We start from the raw sequence: 14,473 nt of genomic DNA on the forward strand, positions 1-14,473 counted from the left end.
TGCCGTGTCGAGTGTATCATTTCAAATACTATATTATACAAAGGGCATCATAAAAAATGATGAGGTGAGTCGATGTCTCTGCGGTTCCGGCAATTGCAGGCCTTTCACGCGATTATGGAGACGGGGACGGTGACCGGGGCCGCCTCGGTTCTTGGGATTTCGCAGCCCGGCATCAGTAATTTGCTGTCTCAGCTGGAACGCGAAGCGCGCCTGTCTCTGTTCGAGCGCAACAAGGGGCGCTTGCTACCAACCCCCGAGGCCGAGCTGCTGTTTCGTGAGGTGGATACCGTGGTTCGTGGGCTGGATCACGTGGCGCAGGTGGTCACGGACCTGCAAAACAAACACCCCGGTCAGCTACAGGTCGCGGCACCATATTTGCTGTCCTTTCGCTTCATGCCCCGAGAGATTACGCGGTTCGCAGCCAGTCGTCCGAATCTTTCGGTCAGTTTTCAATCTCAATATTCGTCGAAAATTCAGGAATGGGTGAACTCGGGTCTGTTCGAGATCGGCATCGTCGAAACGCCGATTTTGCATGAAACGCTGAACTTTCAGGTATTCCAGTTCGAAACTTTGGCAACATTTGCCAAAGGAAGCCATCTGGCGCAGCACGACGTGTTGACCCCGGAACTGCTTGAGAATGAGCCCTTCATCGTGATGGGGCCCGAGCACCAGACTTACCACCGAACCCGCGATATTTTTCAGGCGGCGGGGCGGGTTTGGCGGACTCAGGTTCACACGCATCTGTCCGAAAACCTACTCAGCTTTGTCAAACAAGGCATGGGTGTTGCGTTGATCGACCCCTTTACGGTGAACTTCGATGACGAAAGCGGCTATGAAACCCGTCCGTTCCGCCCGGCGGTGACGCTGGACCTTGCCATCATCACCGCCAAGGGGCGTCCGCTGTCAGCCATCGCACAAGAGTTTCTGGAGCAACTGACGCCTTCAATCGCGTCTTATGCCACCCATTCCGAAACCGGCGCGGCGGCTTCGTGAAGTTGTTGCGAGTGGATGTCCACCAAGGTCGGTCCGTCATGTTCAACGGCTTCTTTCAGCACCCGGCGCAGGTCAGCAGGGTCTTTGACCGTCCATGATTTGACCCCAAAGGCCGAGGCCACAGCGGCGTGGTCCGTGCGGTTGAAGTCGACGTTGTAATACCGCTGACCAAACCCGGAGTCCTGACCGGCCTTGATCCAGCCGTAAACCGAGTTCGAGAAGACGATCGAGGTGATGGGCATCTTGTGCCGCACCATGGTTTCGAATTCGCCACAAGTAAATCCGAACGATCCGTCCCCCATAACAGCCAGTGTTTTGACTGAGGGGCGACCGACATGCGCGCCCATCGCGGCGCCCAGCGAATACCCCAACGCGCCATGTGCGCGGTTTGTGATGAATTGTCGCCCGGGTTTCTGCCAGCGGTAATGCGCGCTGAAATAGGGGCAGGGCGTGCCGGGGTCGGCCACCACAATGGCATCGTCGTCCAGAATATCCATCAACGCGGCCATGACGGCTTCGGGTCGGATCGGAGTGTCCTGACTTGCTGCCAACGGAGCGTACGCGGCCAGTTTTGCGTCCCATGCGGCCTTGGCCTTGGCTGCACCGCCTTGTGCAGCCAGGTCGCTGCGCGCCTCCAAGGCATCCGCCAGAGCCTCTAGCGCGAGGCGGGCGTCGGCGCAGATTGCAACCTCGGTCTGATAATTCGCGCCGATCACCATCGGATCGCTGTCGATATGGATGACGGTCACGTCGCGCGTCGGGCTGCGCCAACGCTCGGTTGTGACCGACCCGGCGCGGCAGCCGATGAACAGGATCACATCCGCTGCATCCACCACCGCGCGGGTGGCCGGAACACCTCCGTTCGAGCCGACGACGCCCAGTGCCAATGGGTCTGTTTCGGCGATCGAACCCTGACCGGATACCGTTGTCGCGACAGGCATATCAAGCAATGCAGCAACTTTGCGAAGTGCATCGGTTGCGCCGGACAGAACAGGGCCGCCGCCGCAGATTACGACGGCTGACTTCGCCTTGGCCAACACCTCGGCCGCGGCGTCGATGTCTGACTGATCAGGACCAGCCCGTTCCGCCGGGAAACTGCGGTGACGGGCATCGGCCCAGATTTCGGCCTCATCCACCTGCGCTTTCTGGGTGTCAAAGGGCAGGGCGAGGTGAGTCGCGCCCGGCGTGCCGGTGGTCATCGCGCGGAACGCGGCACGCACCATTGCGGGCAGGCGCGTGGCGTCGTCCAGCGAGGTGTTCCACTTGGAGAGCGGCTTGAACAGCGACGCCTGATCCAGCTCGGTCAGCGGGTATTTACCCCGGCTCGACGTCGCTACGTCCGAAGTGATTGCCAGAATCGGGACCGAGCTTTCGTTGGCCTCGATCACACCTGGCAAAATATAGGTCGCGCCGCCACCCGATGGTCCTTCGCACACGCCGGGCCTGCCGGTCACGCGGGCGTACCCGTCCGCCATATAGGCAGCGTGACGTTCATCGCGGGTCAGGATGTGCTGAATGCCGTGATCCATGCGGGCCAGCGCATCATAGAAGGGCAAGGTGGTATCGCCGCACAGGCCGAACATATGCTTTACGCCATGCGCTTCGAGCATACGCACCATCGCTTCGGCCCCAGTGAGGTAATTTGTTCCCGACATTGCTTGCCACTCCCGTTCAATATCTGTGCGCAGAGCTGTATACAGTTTTGTATATTGATTTCAAGCGTCGTCTATGGCACCTCTGCTGAAAAGTGGAAAAGGCGGTCAAATGGCGGGTCCCCGGGTCGACGAAATCTATGAACAGGTCAAAGCGATGGCCGTGTCCTTCCGCTTGCGGCCGGGTGATCGGTTGAACGAGGTCGCGCTGTCCAAAGAGCTGGGCGTCAGCCGAACCCCGCTGCGCGAGGCGTTGAACCGGTTGGTGGCCGAAAGGTTGTTCGACTTTCGCCCCGGACAGGGGTTCTTTTGCCGACCACTGGATGCGCAGAGCGTGTTTGACCTGTTCGAACTGCGTCAGATCATCGAAATCGCGGCGGTCCGTGCGGCCTGCCAAAAGGCGACGGACGCCGAGTTGCAGGCGCTGCATGACGAGCTTTATGCGACCGGTATCGACATTACCGGCCTGACGGTTGCAGAGGCGGTCAGCCGCGATGAGGCTTTTCACCTTGGTATTGCCCAACTGTCCGGCAACGCCGAGTTGTTGGAGACCCTTCGGCGGATCAATGAACGTATCCGCTATATCCGTTGGATTTCGATGAGTCCGGATCGGGTGCGGCAGTCAAAGCAGGAGCACAAGCAGGTGATGCAGGCACTGCTGGAGCGTGACGCTGAAACCGCCGCCACGACAATGAACACGCATATCGCCAAGCGGATGGATCAGGTTCAGGATGCGGTCCGTCAGGGGATTTCGACGATTTACATGGAAGGGTCCGAGGGTATCTCGACCCGGATCATAGAAGAGGCTTAAGGCATGATCGCGACAGGCGGCAAAACAATCTATGGCGCATCGGTGGGTATACTGATGCTGGACGCGCGGTTTCCCCGCATTCCGGGCGATATGGGCAACGCGCTGTCATGGCCGTTCCCGGTGCAATACCGCATTGTTCGAGACGCTTCACCCGACCTGATCGTGCGCCGTGGCGCCGAAGGCACGCTGGGCGCCTTCATCGACGCGGCCCGAGAGCTGGTCGCTGATGGGGTCGACGGGATCACCACCAATTGCGGCTTCCTGTCTTTGTTCCAAGAGGAACTGTCTGAAGCAGTTCCTGTTCCAGTCGTAACCTCGTCGCTGATGCAGGTGGAAATGGTGAACCGGATTTTGCCAGCAGGCAAACGGGCAGGGGTGCTGACAATTTCCGCCTCGACCCTGACCGAGGCGCATCTGCGCGGCGCACGGGTGCCTGAGGGAACGCCTATTGGTTCAACTGAAGGCGGTCAGGAGTTCACGCGGGCGATCCTCGATAATGAGTTGACGCTGGATGTGGAAAAAGCCCGCGCCGATAATGTCGAGGCCGCGCTGGCGATGAAAGAGGCGCATCCCGATCTTGGCGCTCTGGTGTTGGAATGCACGAACATGCCGCCCTATGCCGCCGATATTCAACGGGCGACCGGGCTGCCGGTCTATTCCATTCTCTCTCTGGTCAGCTGGTTTCAGGCCGGTCTGCGACCGCCGACTTTCTAAACGCCCAACCCGGTGTTGGCCGTCAATTGCCGGGTTCGGTCTCTATCGGATAATGAGCATCCGAAACAGAAAGTACACTCCGACCAAACCAAGCAAGACAAGCGCAGGGTTGCTTTCCAGAAAATTCATCCAAGACGAAAAGCTAGCCCCACCTCTGCCGGAGCCCAAATAACCCGAGGCGCTTCCGCCCCCGGTGACGATTCCGTATTCAGCTAACATGATTACCCCCTAAACAAACGAAACGCGGGTCGCAGTATGCCACAAATTGCTTCGCAAATCCAAAACGGGGCCGCGGGTTTGATTTTGAGGGGCAGTGTGACGATGCCAACCTATGGTGGGCGCCGAGTCGGGTTTGACCCGGAACAAAAGGCTGAATTGGCCTGGAATGGCGCTGAAAACGGTCTGTAACAGGGGATGTGGTAGGCCCGGCAGGACTTGAACCCGCAACCAAAGCGTTATGAGCGCTCTGCTCTAACCAATTGAGCTACAGGCCCGCCTGAGCGCTTTGAGTATCACGGTGAACGCCCGCGTCAAGCCTGACCGTTGCAACATGCCCAACAATCGACTAACCCGCGCGGGAACCATTCATAAGGGGCTGGCCATGACGACGGGCAAGAACGGAATCACCTATGCCGATGCAGGCGTTGATATTGATGCGGGAAACGCTCTGGTCGACCGGATCAAGCCTGCGGCCAAGCGGACAAACCGCTCGGGCGTGATGAGCGGGCTGGGGGGCTTTGGAGCCTTGTTCGATCTGAAGGATGCCGGTTATCAGGATCCGATTCTGGTCGGCGCGACCGATGGAGTGGGCACCAAGCTGCGGATTGCGATTGATACCGGTGTCGTCGATGGCGTGGGCATCGACCTGGTGGCGATGTGCGTCAACGACCTGATCTGTCAGGGTGCCGAGCCTCTGTTCTTCCTCGACTACTTCGCCACCGGCAAGCTGGACACCGACACCGCTGCGCGGATCATCGAAGGTATCGCCGAGGGTTGTGTGCAGTCCGGTTGTGCTCTGATCGGCGGTGAGACGGCTGAGATGCCGGGCATGTATCCTGACGGCGATTTCGATCTGGCCGGGTTCTCGGTCGGCGCGATGGAGCGGGGCGCGCATTTGCCCGCCGATGTGCAAAAGGGTGATGTGCTGCTGGGTCTGGCCTCGAACGGGGTGCATTCCAACGGCTATTCGCTGGTGCGGAAACTGGTCGAAATGTCGGGGCTGGGCTGGGATGCCGAGTCACCCTTTGGTGACGGTTCGCTGGGCGAGACGCTGCTGACGCCGACTCGGTTGTATGTCAAACCCGCGTTGCAGGCGATCCGGGCAGGGGGCGTGCACGCGCTGGCCCATATCACCGGTGGCGGACTGACGGAAAACCTGCCACGCGTGCTGCCCGAAGAGCTGGGCGCGCAGATCGACCTGAACGCATGGGATCTGCCGCCCGTCTTCCGTTGGATGGCTGAAACCGGTGGCATTGCCGAGGCCGAGATGCTAAAAACCTTCAACTGCGGCATTGGCATGATCGTGGTCTGCGCCGAGGATCACGCTGACGAGCTGGCCGCGCTGCTGACCGAGGCGGGCGAGGCGGTCTCGCGTCTGGGCACCGTTACCGACACACCCGGCATGGCCTATTCGGGCAACCTGTTGTGAGCCACAAGCGCGTCGCCATCCTGATTTCCGGGGGTGGGTCCAATATGGTGTCGCTGGTCGACAGTATGGTTGGCGACCACCCGGCGCGGCCCTGTTTGGTCCTGTCAAATGACGCCGAAGCCGGAGGCCTGAAAAAGGCCGCCGATCGTGGCATACAGACGGCCTCGGTGGATCATCGCCCGTTCAAAGGCGACCGCGCGGCGTTTGAAGCCGAGTTGCTGAAACCTCTGGAAGAGGCGCAGCCGGACATTGTTTGCCTTGCCGGATTCATGCGGGTTCTGACCGGGGATTTTGTCTCGCGGTTTCAGGGGCGGATGCTGAACATCCACCCGTCGCTGCTGCCGAAGTACAAGGGCCTGAATACCCATGCCCGTGCCATTGAGGCCGGGGATGCCGAGCATGGGTGTTCGGTGCATGAGGTCACGGCGGCACTTGATGATGGCCCGATCCTGGGCCAGGCGCGGATTGCTGTTGAGCCAGGTGACACGCCCGAAGCTCTGGCCGCCCGGGTGCTGGAGTGGGAGCATAAACTCTACCCCGCAGTGTTGCGCCGTTACGCCAGTGAGGATCGGACTCCGGTGTTGCTGCCCTGAACGCCTCAGGGAGATTTACAGGCGTGTCATAATCGGCCTATGGTCTGCACTACGGCCAGGTACGGACAAGACGATCGGCCGAATAAAACAAGAGCAAGAACAGCACGGCGCATGAAAACCCTGACAACGACGCAAGAGCTGGCCGATTTCTGCAAGGCCGCGGCGGAATATGACTATGTCACCGTAGATACCGAGTTTCTGCGCGAACGGACTTACTATTCCAAACTCTGCCTTGTGCAGTTGGCGGTTCCGTCCGAAACAGAGGACAGCGCCGTTCTGGTCGATCCGCTGGCTGACGGTTTGTCTTTGGACCCGCTGTATGAGCTGTTCAAAAATGAGAAAGTGGTCAAGGTCTTCCACGCTGCCCGTCAGGACCTTGAGATTTTCTGGGTCGAGGCGGGTGTCTTTCCCAAGCCACTGTTCGACACTCAGGTTGCAGCCATGGTCTGTGGCTTCGGTGAACAGGTCGGGTATGAGACGCTTGTGCGCAAGATTTGCAAGCAGGGGGTCGACAAGACCTCGCGCTTTACCGACTGGTCCCGGCGGCCCTTGTCCGAAGCGCAAAAGACCTATGCCTTAGCGGACGTAACTCATCTGCGCCAGATTTACGAACATCTCGCGGCCCAGCTGAAGAAGACGCAGCGCAGCCATTGGGTGGCCGAAGAGCTGCGGACGCTGACCCAGTCCGAGACCTATGACATTCGCCCCGAAGACGCGTGGAAACGTGTGAAAACGCGGACGAACTCGGCCAAATTCCTCGCCGTGGTGCGGGAACTTGCGAAGTTCCGTGAGGGCTATGCGCAACAAAACAACGTTCCCCGCAGCCGGGTGTTCAAGGATGACGCGCTGATCGAGTTGGCCTCGACCAAGCCAAAATCGCCATCCGATCTGGGGGGGGCGCGCCTGTTGCTGCGCGAGGCGCGCAAGGGAGCGATTGCTGATGGGATTTTGGCCGCCGTCAAGAAAGGCGTGAACTGTCCCGCCGATGAGTTACCGCGCGTCGACACCAGCCGAGACAAGCTAAAGGTGAACCCTGCGCTGGCCGATCTGTTGCGGGTGCTGTTGAAATCGAAAACCGAAAGCTCGGGTGTGGCGGCCAAGCTGATCGCCACCAGCTCGGAGTTGGATCAGATCGCCGCAGGCGAGCGGGAACTGCCCGCGATGTCCGGTTGGCGGTTTGAAGTGTTTGGTGAGGACGCGCTGAAACTCTGTGAAGGCAAGATCGCGTTGGCCGCAAAGGGCCAGACGGTCAAGGTCGTGTCGCTGTAAGCTGCCTCAACGACGTCGCGATTCCAGCGCGTTCTGCTGACCCGTTACCCGCACCAGACGGACGCTTTGCAGATCGTCCCGACTGACGTTGATGGCGTCCGACACCATCCGCGACCGTTCAGTCCCCTGATTGGTTGCACGATTGGGATAGTTGACGCGGAAGGTGAACTCCAGAACGCCGTTCTTCTGATTCTCTTCGCTTTCTACTGGCACAAGCTGCGCGTTATACGCGCCTTGGCGGGCGGCGGTGCCTGAGACATATACGATCGCCCCTGCGGGCGTCGGGTCGATCCGCAGCTCATCAATACGCGCAATCGGAACACTGGTGTCTTCGGCCTCGGGGCGGGTGAAGAGACCTCCGCCTTCGGTTTGCTCGGGTACAAGGGCGTTGGGGTCGTAAGCCGCCGTTTCGGTTGGCGCCGCCGGAGTGCTGGATCCGAACCAGTTGGACGGGTTCACTCGGGACTCGCGCCAGCCGCTACAGGCGGTCAGGCCAAGTGTGGCAACCAAAAGAACGGTAAATGATTTTTTCATGGTCCCCACGTCCACATCAGTAATTCCAGCAATGGGTTATCGCAATTTCCTGCTTTTGAAAAGCCACGCAGGGGGGTGGACAGGCCCGGTTCCGCGGCATAGTTCACAATTGTGAATGCAACGAAAGGACTGCCGCACATGGCCACGCCTGCCTTTGAAGAAATCGTCGAAGACTTCGAGTTTCTGGAGGACTGGGAAGACCGGTACCGCCATGTCATCGACCAGGGCAAAGCGATGGAGCCTCTGGACGATGCGCTCAAGGTTCCGGCCACCAAGGTCAATGGCTGTGCCAGTCAGGTCTGGTTGCATCCGATCATTGAAAGCGGAGTTTTTCGGTTCGACGGCGACAGCGACGCGCTGATCGTGCGCGGGCTAATCGCGGTGCTGCGGTCCCTGTATAACGGTCTGCCGGTCAGTGAGGTTCCCAAAGTTGATGCAGGCGGAGAGCTGGCGCGTTTGGGGCTGAACGACCACCTGTCGGCGCAGCGGTCGAACGGATTGCGGGCGATGATCGAGCGTATCCGTGACGTCGCACAGGAAAACGCCTGATACGCTTTTCGCTTATGGTTTGCGGTTGGCCCAATCCGTTAGCGTGGTTTCCAGATCGCCATAGCCGGTAAAGCGGCGCTCGAACTCCAGCCCCATTTTCTCGGCGCAGTCGCGGGCGCGGGCCGTCAGATCGGGATCGTCGATCTGTGCCTGATAGATCAGCTTAGTGTAATTGCCGAAGTACATGTCGCGCAGCTCTGGGTGGCGATCCAGACCCAGAGGTTTCCAAACGAAAGCGTCGAACTGTCGGGCCAGAAAATCGGTCAGGTAAAAGGCTGTGGTTTCGTCTTCGCCGCGCGCCTCAAACGCTTGATTTCCTTCGAAGAAGGAATAGCAATGCGGGCCCTTCACCATCTCGACCCCAAGCTCCTCGCACGCTTTTTGCAGCAACCCACCGGTGCCGCAATCCGCATAGACGACATAGATCTGGTCATAATCATCGCGGTGCTTGGCGACGGCATCCTGAACGGCCTGAGTTATTTTCTCTGGGTGAATATGCAGAATCGCAGGCAAACATGTCAGAGCCATATGATCCCAGCCGTTGCGCCTCTTTAAATCCAGAATCTCGCGGGCGAGGGCGCCACAGGCCAGCAGCAGGATTTGGCCCTGCGTATCGGACTCGTATCCTTTGGTGGTCAGGCTGGCATCGTCTGGCAGGTGATCCGGCTGCATTGAGTGCCTCTTTGAATTTGTTCTGTGGGTGAAACCAAAAAGGGCCGCCCGATTACCGGACGGCCCCTGAACAATCTATGTGTCCGGTTAGCCGGCCAGTTGGTTATGCTTGCGCGACACAAAATCTTTGGCTGTTTCAACTGCCACAGCCGCGTCACGGCAATAGGCGTCTGCGCCGATGGCTTTGCCGAATTCTTCGTTCAAAGGCGCGCCGCCCACCAGAACGATATAGTCTTCGCGCAGGCCTTGTTCGACCAATGTGTCGATCACGACCTTCATGTATGGCATTGTCGTGGTCAGCAGGGCCGACATGCCGAGAATGTCGGGCTGTTCGGTTTCCAGCGCTTCCAGGTAGTTTTCGACAGGGTTGTTGATGCCGATATCGACAACCTCAAAGCCTGCGCCTTCCATCATCATCGACACAAGGTTCTTGCCGATGTCATGGATGTCGCCCTTCACGGTGCCGATAACCATCTTGCCGACGCGCGGAGCACCGGTTTCGGCCAGCAGCGGCTTCAGGATGAACATACCACCCTTCATCGCATTGGCGGCCAGCAAAACCTCAGGCACGAACAGGATGCCGTCGCGGAAGTCGTGGCCAACGATCGTCATGCCGCCGACCAGAGCTTTGGTCAGGATGTCGTAAGGGGCCCATCCGCGTTCCAGCAGGATGTTCACACCTTCTTCGATCTCTTCCTTCAGGCCGTCATAAAGATCGTCGAACATCTGTTCGACAAGTTCGTCGTCATTCAGTTCGGACAGGACGATGTCGTCTTCTTCAGACATGGGGCGTTTCCCTGAGCTGTGCGGACCATCGGTCCGTGGTGGCATTTTTCCCGTTTTGGCCAAAACGTCGCAGTTTGACTGTGACGATTGCGACCTCAGTGGTTTCGGGACCGACCTATAGGCCAGATTTTCCCGGCGCTCGATAGAAAATTCTGCATGATGATCGTTCATTTTATTCAACAGGTTCTGCTGCGACGGTTTGCACGCAAATATTTGAATTGTCTTTGGGTGGTTGCCCCATCACCCGGTGTTCCTTATATCTAGCGCAAGAACATAAGGCGAACAAAAGTGAAAATCCCAAACGTCAAAGGCCGAGGGGCCACGACCAACTCAGCGGGACGGTTCGAGCAATTCGAAACTGTTGCCTGCGATGATGGCTGGGATATCGAAGAGGACCTGCCACCTCTGCGCACGGATGTCCGGGATGAGGTCGCGCGCAGTGTCATCAATTATAACCGCTCGCCTGATCTGCCATTTGACCGTTCGATCAACCCGTATCGCGGATGCGAGCATGGGTGTGTCTATTGTTTCGCGCGCCCGTCCCACGCGTATCTAGGGCTGTCCCCGGGCTTGGACTTTGAGACCCGTCTGATCGCACGTCCAAATGCGCCACAGGTCCTGCGCAAAGAGTTGTCGTCCAAGGGGTACAAAGTGGCGACCATTGCCTTGGGTACGAACACAGACCCGTATCAACCGATTGAGAAAGTGCGCGGTATAACAAGGGGCTGCTTGTCCGTTCTGCAAGAATTCAACCACCCCATCGGCATTGTCACCAAGGGGGCGCTGATCGAACGCGACGTGGATATTCTGGCTCCGATGGCGGAAAAGGGGTTGGTGCGGGTCGGGATTTCCTTGACCACATTAGACGCTGACCTGTCCCGCAGGATGGAGCCGCGCGCGCCGTCTCCGCAACGGCGGCTGGCTATTATCCGGCGCCTGACCGGGGCAGGGGTGCCAGTGCGGGTCATGACCTCTCCGGTGGTGCCAGGATTGACGGATCATGAACTGGAAAACCTGCTTGAGGCGGGTGCCGAGGCCGGGGCGGATGCGGCCAGTTGGATCATGCTGCGCCTGCCGCGCGAGGTGTCGGAGCTCTGGCAGGGCTGGGTTCGGGATCATGAACCTGCCCGCGCTGACAAAATCATGTCCAAGCTGCGTGAGATGCACGGCGGCAGGGATTATGACCCACGTTGGGGGCATCGTATGCGGGGAGAAGGTGAATATGCGGGGCTGATTGCCAAACGGTTCCAACTGGCGGTGAAACGGCTGGGTCTTGCGACAAGAACGCCGCAGCTGAGATGCGACCTGTTTGAACGCCCAACCCAGATCGGCGATCAGTTGACCCTGTTATAAGAAAAGCCCCGGATTTTGGTCCGGGGCTTTTTTGATTGGTCACGGTGATCAGCGCTTTTCGATATCCACATAGTCGCGCGTCGTCTCACCCAGATACAGCTGACGCGGACGGCCGATCTTGTTCTGCGGATCGGCGATCATCTCTTTCCACTGGCTGACCCAACCCACGGTGCGCGACAGCGCAAAGATCGGGGTGAACATCGAGGTGGGGAAGCCCATCGCCTCAAGGATGATGCCCGAATAGAAGTCCACGTTCGGGAACAGTTTCTTCTCGGCGAAATACGGGTCTTCCAGCGCTTCGCGTTCCAGTTCCTTGGCGACCTGAAGCTTTGGATTGTCGTCGATGCCCAGTAGATCCAACACTTCGTCTGCCGATTGCTTCATCACCTTGGCGCGCGGATCGAAGTTCTTGTAGACGCGGTGGCCAAAGCCCATCAGGCGGAACGGATCGTTCTTGTCCTTGGCGCGGGCGATGAATTCAGGAATACGGTCAACGGTGCCGATTTCTTCCAGCATCTCCAGACACGCCTGGTTGGCACCACCATGCGCCGGACCCCACAGACAGGCGATACCAGCGGCGATACAGGCGAACGGGTTCGCGCCCGAAGACGACGCCAGACGCACGGTCGAGGTCGAGGCGTTCTGCTCGTGATCTGCGTGCAGGGTAAAGATACGGTCCATCGCACGGCTGAGGATCGGGTTGACCTCATATTCTTCGGCCGGAACGCTGAAGCACATGCGCAGGAAGTTCGACGCATAGTCCAGATCATTGCGCGGATACACGAAGGGCTGGCCGGTGTGGTACTTGAAGGCCCATGCCGCAATAGTCGGCATTTTTGCGATCAGGCGGTGCGAGGCGACCTCACGCTGATGTGGGTCCGAGATATCGGTAGAGTCGTGATAGAAGGCCGACATCGCGCCAACCACACCGACCATGATCGCCATGGGGTGCGCGTCACGGCGGAAGCCACGATAGAAATACTGCATCTGCTCGTGCAGCATGGTGTGACGGGTGATCGTGGTTTCGAACTTTTCCAGATCCTTGGCGGCCGGCAGCTCTCCGTACAGCAGCAGGTAGCAGACTTCGAGGAAGTGCGATTTCTCAGCCAGCTGATCAATCGGGTACCCCCGGTGCAGCAGCTCGCCTTTTTCACCGTCGATATAGGTGATTGTGCTGTCGCAGCTGGCGGTTGAGGTAAAGCCCGGATCGTATGTGAACACACCCGCCTGACCGTACAGCTTGCGGATATCAATTACGTCGGGTCCTGCGGTCGGCGAATAAACCGGCAACTCATAGGTTTCACCATGAACAGTCAGAGTGGCTGGTTTTTTGTTGTCGGTCATCTTGTCCCTTCCTCATTCAGGTGCACGCCGGTTGAGTGTCCGGCCCTGCTGTCATCCGGTCATGCACCAAAGTGCTGACCGGGTCATAGCGAAGCAGCGTTACCTGAATATGAAGTCAGGACTAATTTGCTGCGTCGGAAAGCCGCGCCAGGGTTTCATCGCGCCCCAGCACAAGCATCATGTCAAACACCGAAGGTGTTACTGCCCGGCCTGCCAATGCTGCCCGCAGGGGGCCAGCCAGTTTGCCGAACTTGATACCCTTCTCCTCAGCAAAGGTGTTGAGGGCTTCCTCCAGTTCGTTCCGCGTCCAGCTAGCATTTTGCACGTGCGGCGTCAATTCATTCAGTATACCATCGGATGCAGTTTGTAGCGCCTTAGTTGCTTTTTCATCCGGCTCAATCGGTCGGGATGCCAACGCAAAGTGAGCTTTTTCAAGCAGTTCCGGGAAAGTTCGGGCGCGATCTTTCAAGCAATACATCGCGCGTTCAAGATCACCGGATTGTGTCTCGGTCAACGCGGGCAGTTCTGCGGCGGCCAGATAGGCTTGGATTTCCTGCCGCAGTGCGGCGTCATCGGCGATCGCGATATGCTGACCGCAGAGGTTTTCCAGCTTTTTCAGGTCAAAACGGGCAGGGCTTTTGCCAATTCCACCCAGATCGAACCATTCCTTGGCCTGTTCGTCGGTAAAGAACTCATCGTCGCCATGGCTCCAGCCCAGCCGCGCCAGATAGTTTCGCATACCAGCGGCGGGGTACCCCATGGCCTGATACTCCTGAGCACCCAATGCACCGTGGCGTTTCGACAGTTTCTTGCCGTCGGGGCCGTGAATCAGCGGGATATGTGCCCAGACCGGCACGTCCCAGCCCATTGCCTCGTAGATCATCATCTGGCGGGCGGCGTTGTTCAGATGGTCATCGCCCCTGATCACATGCGTGACGCCCATGTCATGGTCGTCCACCACCACGGCCAGCATGTAAACGGGTGTTCCGTCCGAACGCAGCAGAATCATGTCGTCCAGCTGATCGTTGCGAATGGTCACATCACCCTGCACCTGATCGCGGATCACGGTCGCGCCGTCCTGCGGGGCCTTGATGCGGATCACAAAAGGCGCATCCGGGTGGGTCGACGGGTCCGCGTCGCGCCATGGGCTGCGGAACAAGGTCGATTTGCCCTCTGCCTTGGCCTGTTCACGGAATGCGGCGATTTCATCCTGAGTGGCGAAACACTTGTACGCCTTGCCCTCGGCCAGCAGCTGATGCGCGACCTCGGCGTGACGCGCAGCGCCCTCAAACTGGCTGATCACATCGCCATCGTGATCCAGGCCCAGCCACGCCATACCTTGCAGAATCGCTGCTGTCGCCTCGGGGGTCGAGCGCTCGCGGTCGGTGTCCTCGATCCGCAGCAGGAACTTGCCGCCACGTCCGCGGGCATAAAGCCAGTTGAACAGAGCGGTGCGCGCGCCGCCAATGTGCAGAAAACCAGTAGGCGAAGGGGCGAAACGGGTGACGACCTGATCGGACATGGGGGTGATTAACCTTTTAGTAACCGTGGCGGG

At 58.9% G+C, this 14,473-nt stretch carries 14 protein-coding genes and 1 tRNA gene; 8 read left to right on the forward strand and 7 right to left on the reverse strand.

From position 1 onward, the window contains the following. The first annotated feature begins 72 nt into the window (after window positions 1-72). Complete coding sequence (locus tag ACOQOY_RS19540; RefSeq protein WP_420586990.1) at window positions 73-993, forward strand: LysR family transcriptional regulator; 921 nt, start codon at window positions 73-75, stop codon at window positions 991-993. Here the strand turns inward: ACOQOY_RS19540 and ACOQOY_RS19545 are convergent. Continuing rightward, a complete protein-coding gene (locus tag ACOQOY_RS19545; RefSeq protein ID WP_420586991.1) occupies window positions 954-2,648 on the reverse strand; it encodes a thiamine pyrophosphate-binding protein in 1,695 nt (564 codons plus the stop codon). The two genes, ACOQOY_RS19540 and ACOQOY_RS19545, sit on opposite strands and share 40 nt — an antisense overlap. Window positions 2,649-2,721: 73 nt before the next feature. Between ACOQOY_RS19545 and ACOQOY_RS19550 the strand changes: the two genes are divergently transcribed. Continuing rightward, the gene (locus ACOQOY_RS19550; protein WP_420586992.1) at window positions 2,722-3,456 is read left to right on the forward strand and encodes a GntR family transcriptional regulator; all 735 of its coding nucleotides are present in this window, start codon (window positions 2,722-2,724) and stop codon (window positions 3,454-3,456) included. 3 nt (window positions 3,457-3,459) lie between these two features. Continuing rightward, window positions 3,460-4,170, forward strand: coding sequence for an aspartate/glutamate racemase family protein (locus ACOQOY_RS19555; RefSeq protein WP_420586993.1), 711 nt, complete (start codon window positions 3,460-3,462; stop codon window positions 4,168-4,170). Window positions 4,171-4,587: 417 nt separating this feature from the next. On the opposite strand, the gene ACOQOY_RS19560 is transcribed toward ACOQOY_RS19555, so the two are convergent. Continuing rightward, a tRNA-Ile gene (locus tag ACOQOY_RS19560) sits at window positions 4,588-4,664 on the reverse strand. Between the two features lie 107 nt (window positions 4,665-4,771). Between ACOQOY_RS19560 and purM the strand changes: the two genes are divergently transcribed. From purM to rnd, 3 genes are all read left to right on the forward strand, one after another. Then, on the forward strand, window positions 4,772-5,818 hold the full coding sequence (gene purM, locus ACOQOY_RS19565; RefSeq protein ID WP_420586994.1) for a phosphoribosylformylglycinamidine cyclo-ligase: 1,047 nt from the start codon (window positions 4,772-4,774) through the stop codon (window positions 5,816-5,818). After that, on the forward strand, window positions 5,815-6,411 hold the full coding sequence (gene purN / locus ACOQOY_RS19570; protein ID WP_420586995.1) for a phosphoribosylglycinamide formyltransferase: 597 nt from the start codon (window positions 5,815-5,817) through the stop codon (window positions 6,409-6,411). Before purM ends, purN begins: the two co-directional genes overlap by 4 nt. A 111-nt stretch (window positions 6,412-6,522) precedes the next feature. Beyond that, the gene (gene rnd, locus ACOQOY_RS19575) at window positions 6,523-7,680 is read left to right on the forward strand and encodes a ribonuclease D (RefSeq protein WP_420586996.1); all 1,158 of its coding nucleotides are present in this window, start codon (window positions 6,523-6,525) and stop codon (window positions 7,678-7,680) included. Between the two features lie 6 nt (window positions 7,681-7,686). On the opposite strand, the gene ACOQOY_RS19580 is transcribed toward rnd, so the two are convergent. Beyond that, window positions 7,687-8,214 (reverse strand): hypothetical protein, encoded by a 528-nt coding sequence (locus ACOQOY_RS19580; protein WP_420586997.1) that lies wholly within the window; start codon window positions 8,212-8,214, stop codon window positions 7,687-7,689. 138 nt (window positions 8,215-8,352) lie between these two features. Between ACOQOY_RS19580 and ACOQOY_RS19585 the strand changes: the two genes are divergently transcribed. Beyond that, entirely contained in the window at window positions 8,353-8,763 is a 411-nt protein-coding gene (locus ACOQOY_RS19585; protein ID WP_420586998.1) for a SufE family protein, read from the forward strand. A gap of 12 nt (window positions 8,764-8,775) precedes the next feature. Here ACOQOY_RS19585 and ACOQOY_RS19590 read toward each other — a convergent pair whose 3' ends face one another. Both ACOQOY_RS19590 and ACOQOY_RS19595 read right to left on the reverse strand, forming a co-directional pair. Then, on the reverse strand, window positions 8,776-9,435 hold the full coding sequence (locus tag ACOQOY_RS19590) for a DUF1638 domain-containing protein (RefSeq protein ID WP_420586999.1): 660 nt from the start codon (window positions 9,433-9,435) through the stop codon (window positions 8,776-8,778). Window positions 9,436-9,522: 87 nt separating this feature from the next. Then, on the reverse strand, window positions 9,523-10,221 hold the full coding sequence (locus ACOQOY_RS19595; RefSeq protein WP_420587000.1) for a corrinoid protein: 699 nt from the start codon (window positions 10,219-10,221) through the stop codon (window positions 9,523-9,525). Window positions 10,222-10,509: 288 nt separating this feature from the next. On the opposite strand from ACOQOY_RS19595, the gene ACOQOY_RS19600 reads away from it, so the two are divergent. Then, window positions 10,510-11,574, forward strand: coding sequence for a PA0069 family radical SAM protein (locus ACOQOY_RS19600; protein ID WP_420587001.1), 1,065 nt, complete (start codon window positions 10,510-10,512; stop codon window positions 11,572-11,574). Between the two features lie 48 nt (window positions 11,575-11,622). On the opposite strand, the gene gltA is transcribed toward ACOQOY_RS19600, so the two are convergent. Together gltA and gltX are read right to left on the reverse strand one after the other, a co-directional pair. Then, window positions 11,623-12,918 carry a citrate synthase gene (gene gltA / locus ACOQOY_RS19605; protein ID WP_420587002.1) on the reverse strand — a complete coding sequence of 432 codons (1,296 nt, stop codon included), beginning with the start codon at window positions 12,916-12,918 and terminating at the stop codon, window positions 11,623-11,625. Window positions 12,919-13,039: 121 nt separating this feature from the next. After that, a complete protein-coding gene (gene gltX, locus ACOQOY_RS19610; protein WP_420587003.1) occupies window positions 13,040-14,440 on the reverse strand; it encodes a glutamate--tRNA ligase in 1,401 nt (466 codons plus the stop codon). Window positions 14,441-14,473: the final 33 nt, after the last annotated feature.

It is taken from the genome of Ruegeria sp. (assembly GCF_965221235.1).
GTDB lineage: Bacteria > Pseudomonadota > Alphaproteobacteria > Rhodobacterales > Rhodobacteraceae > Ruegeria.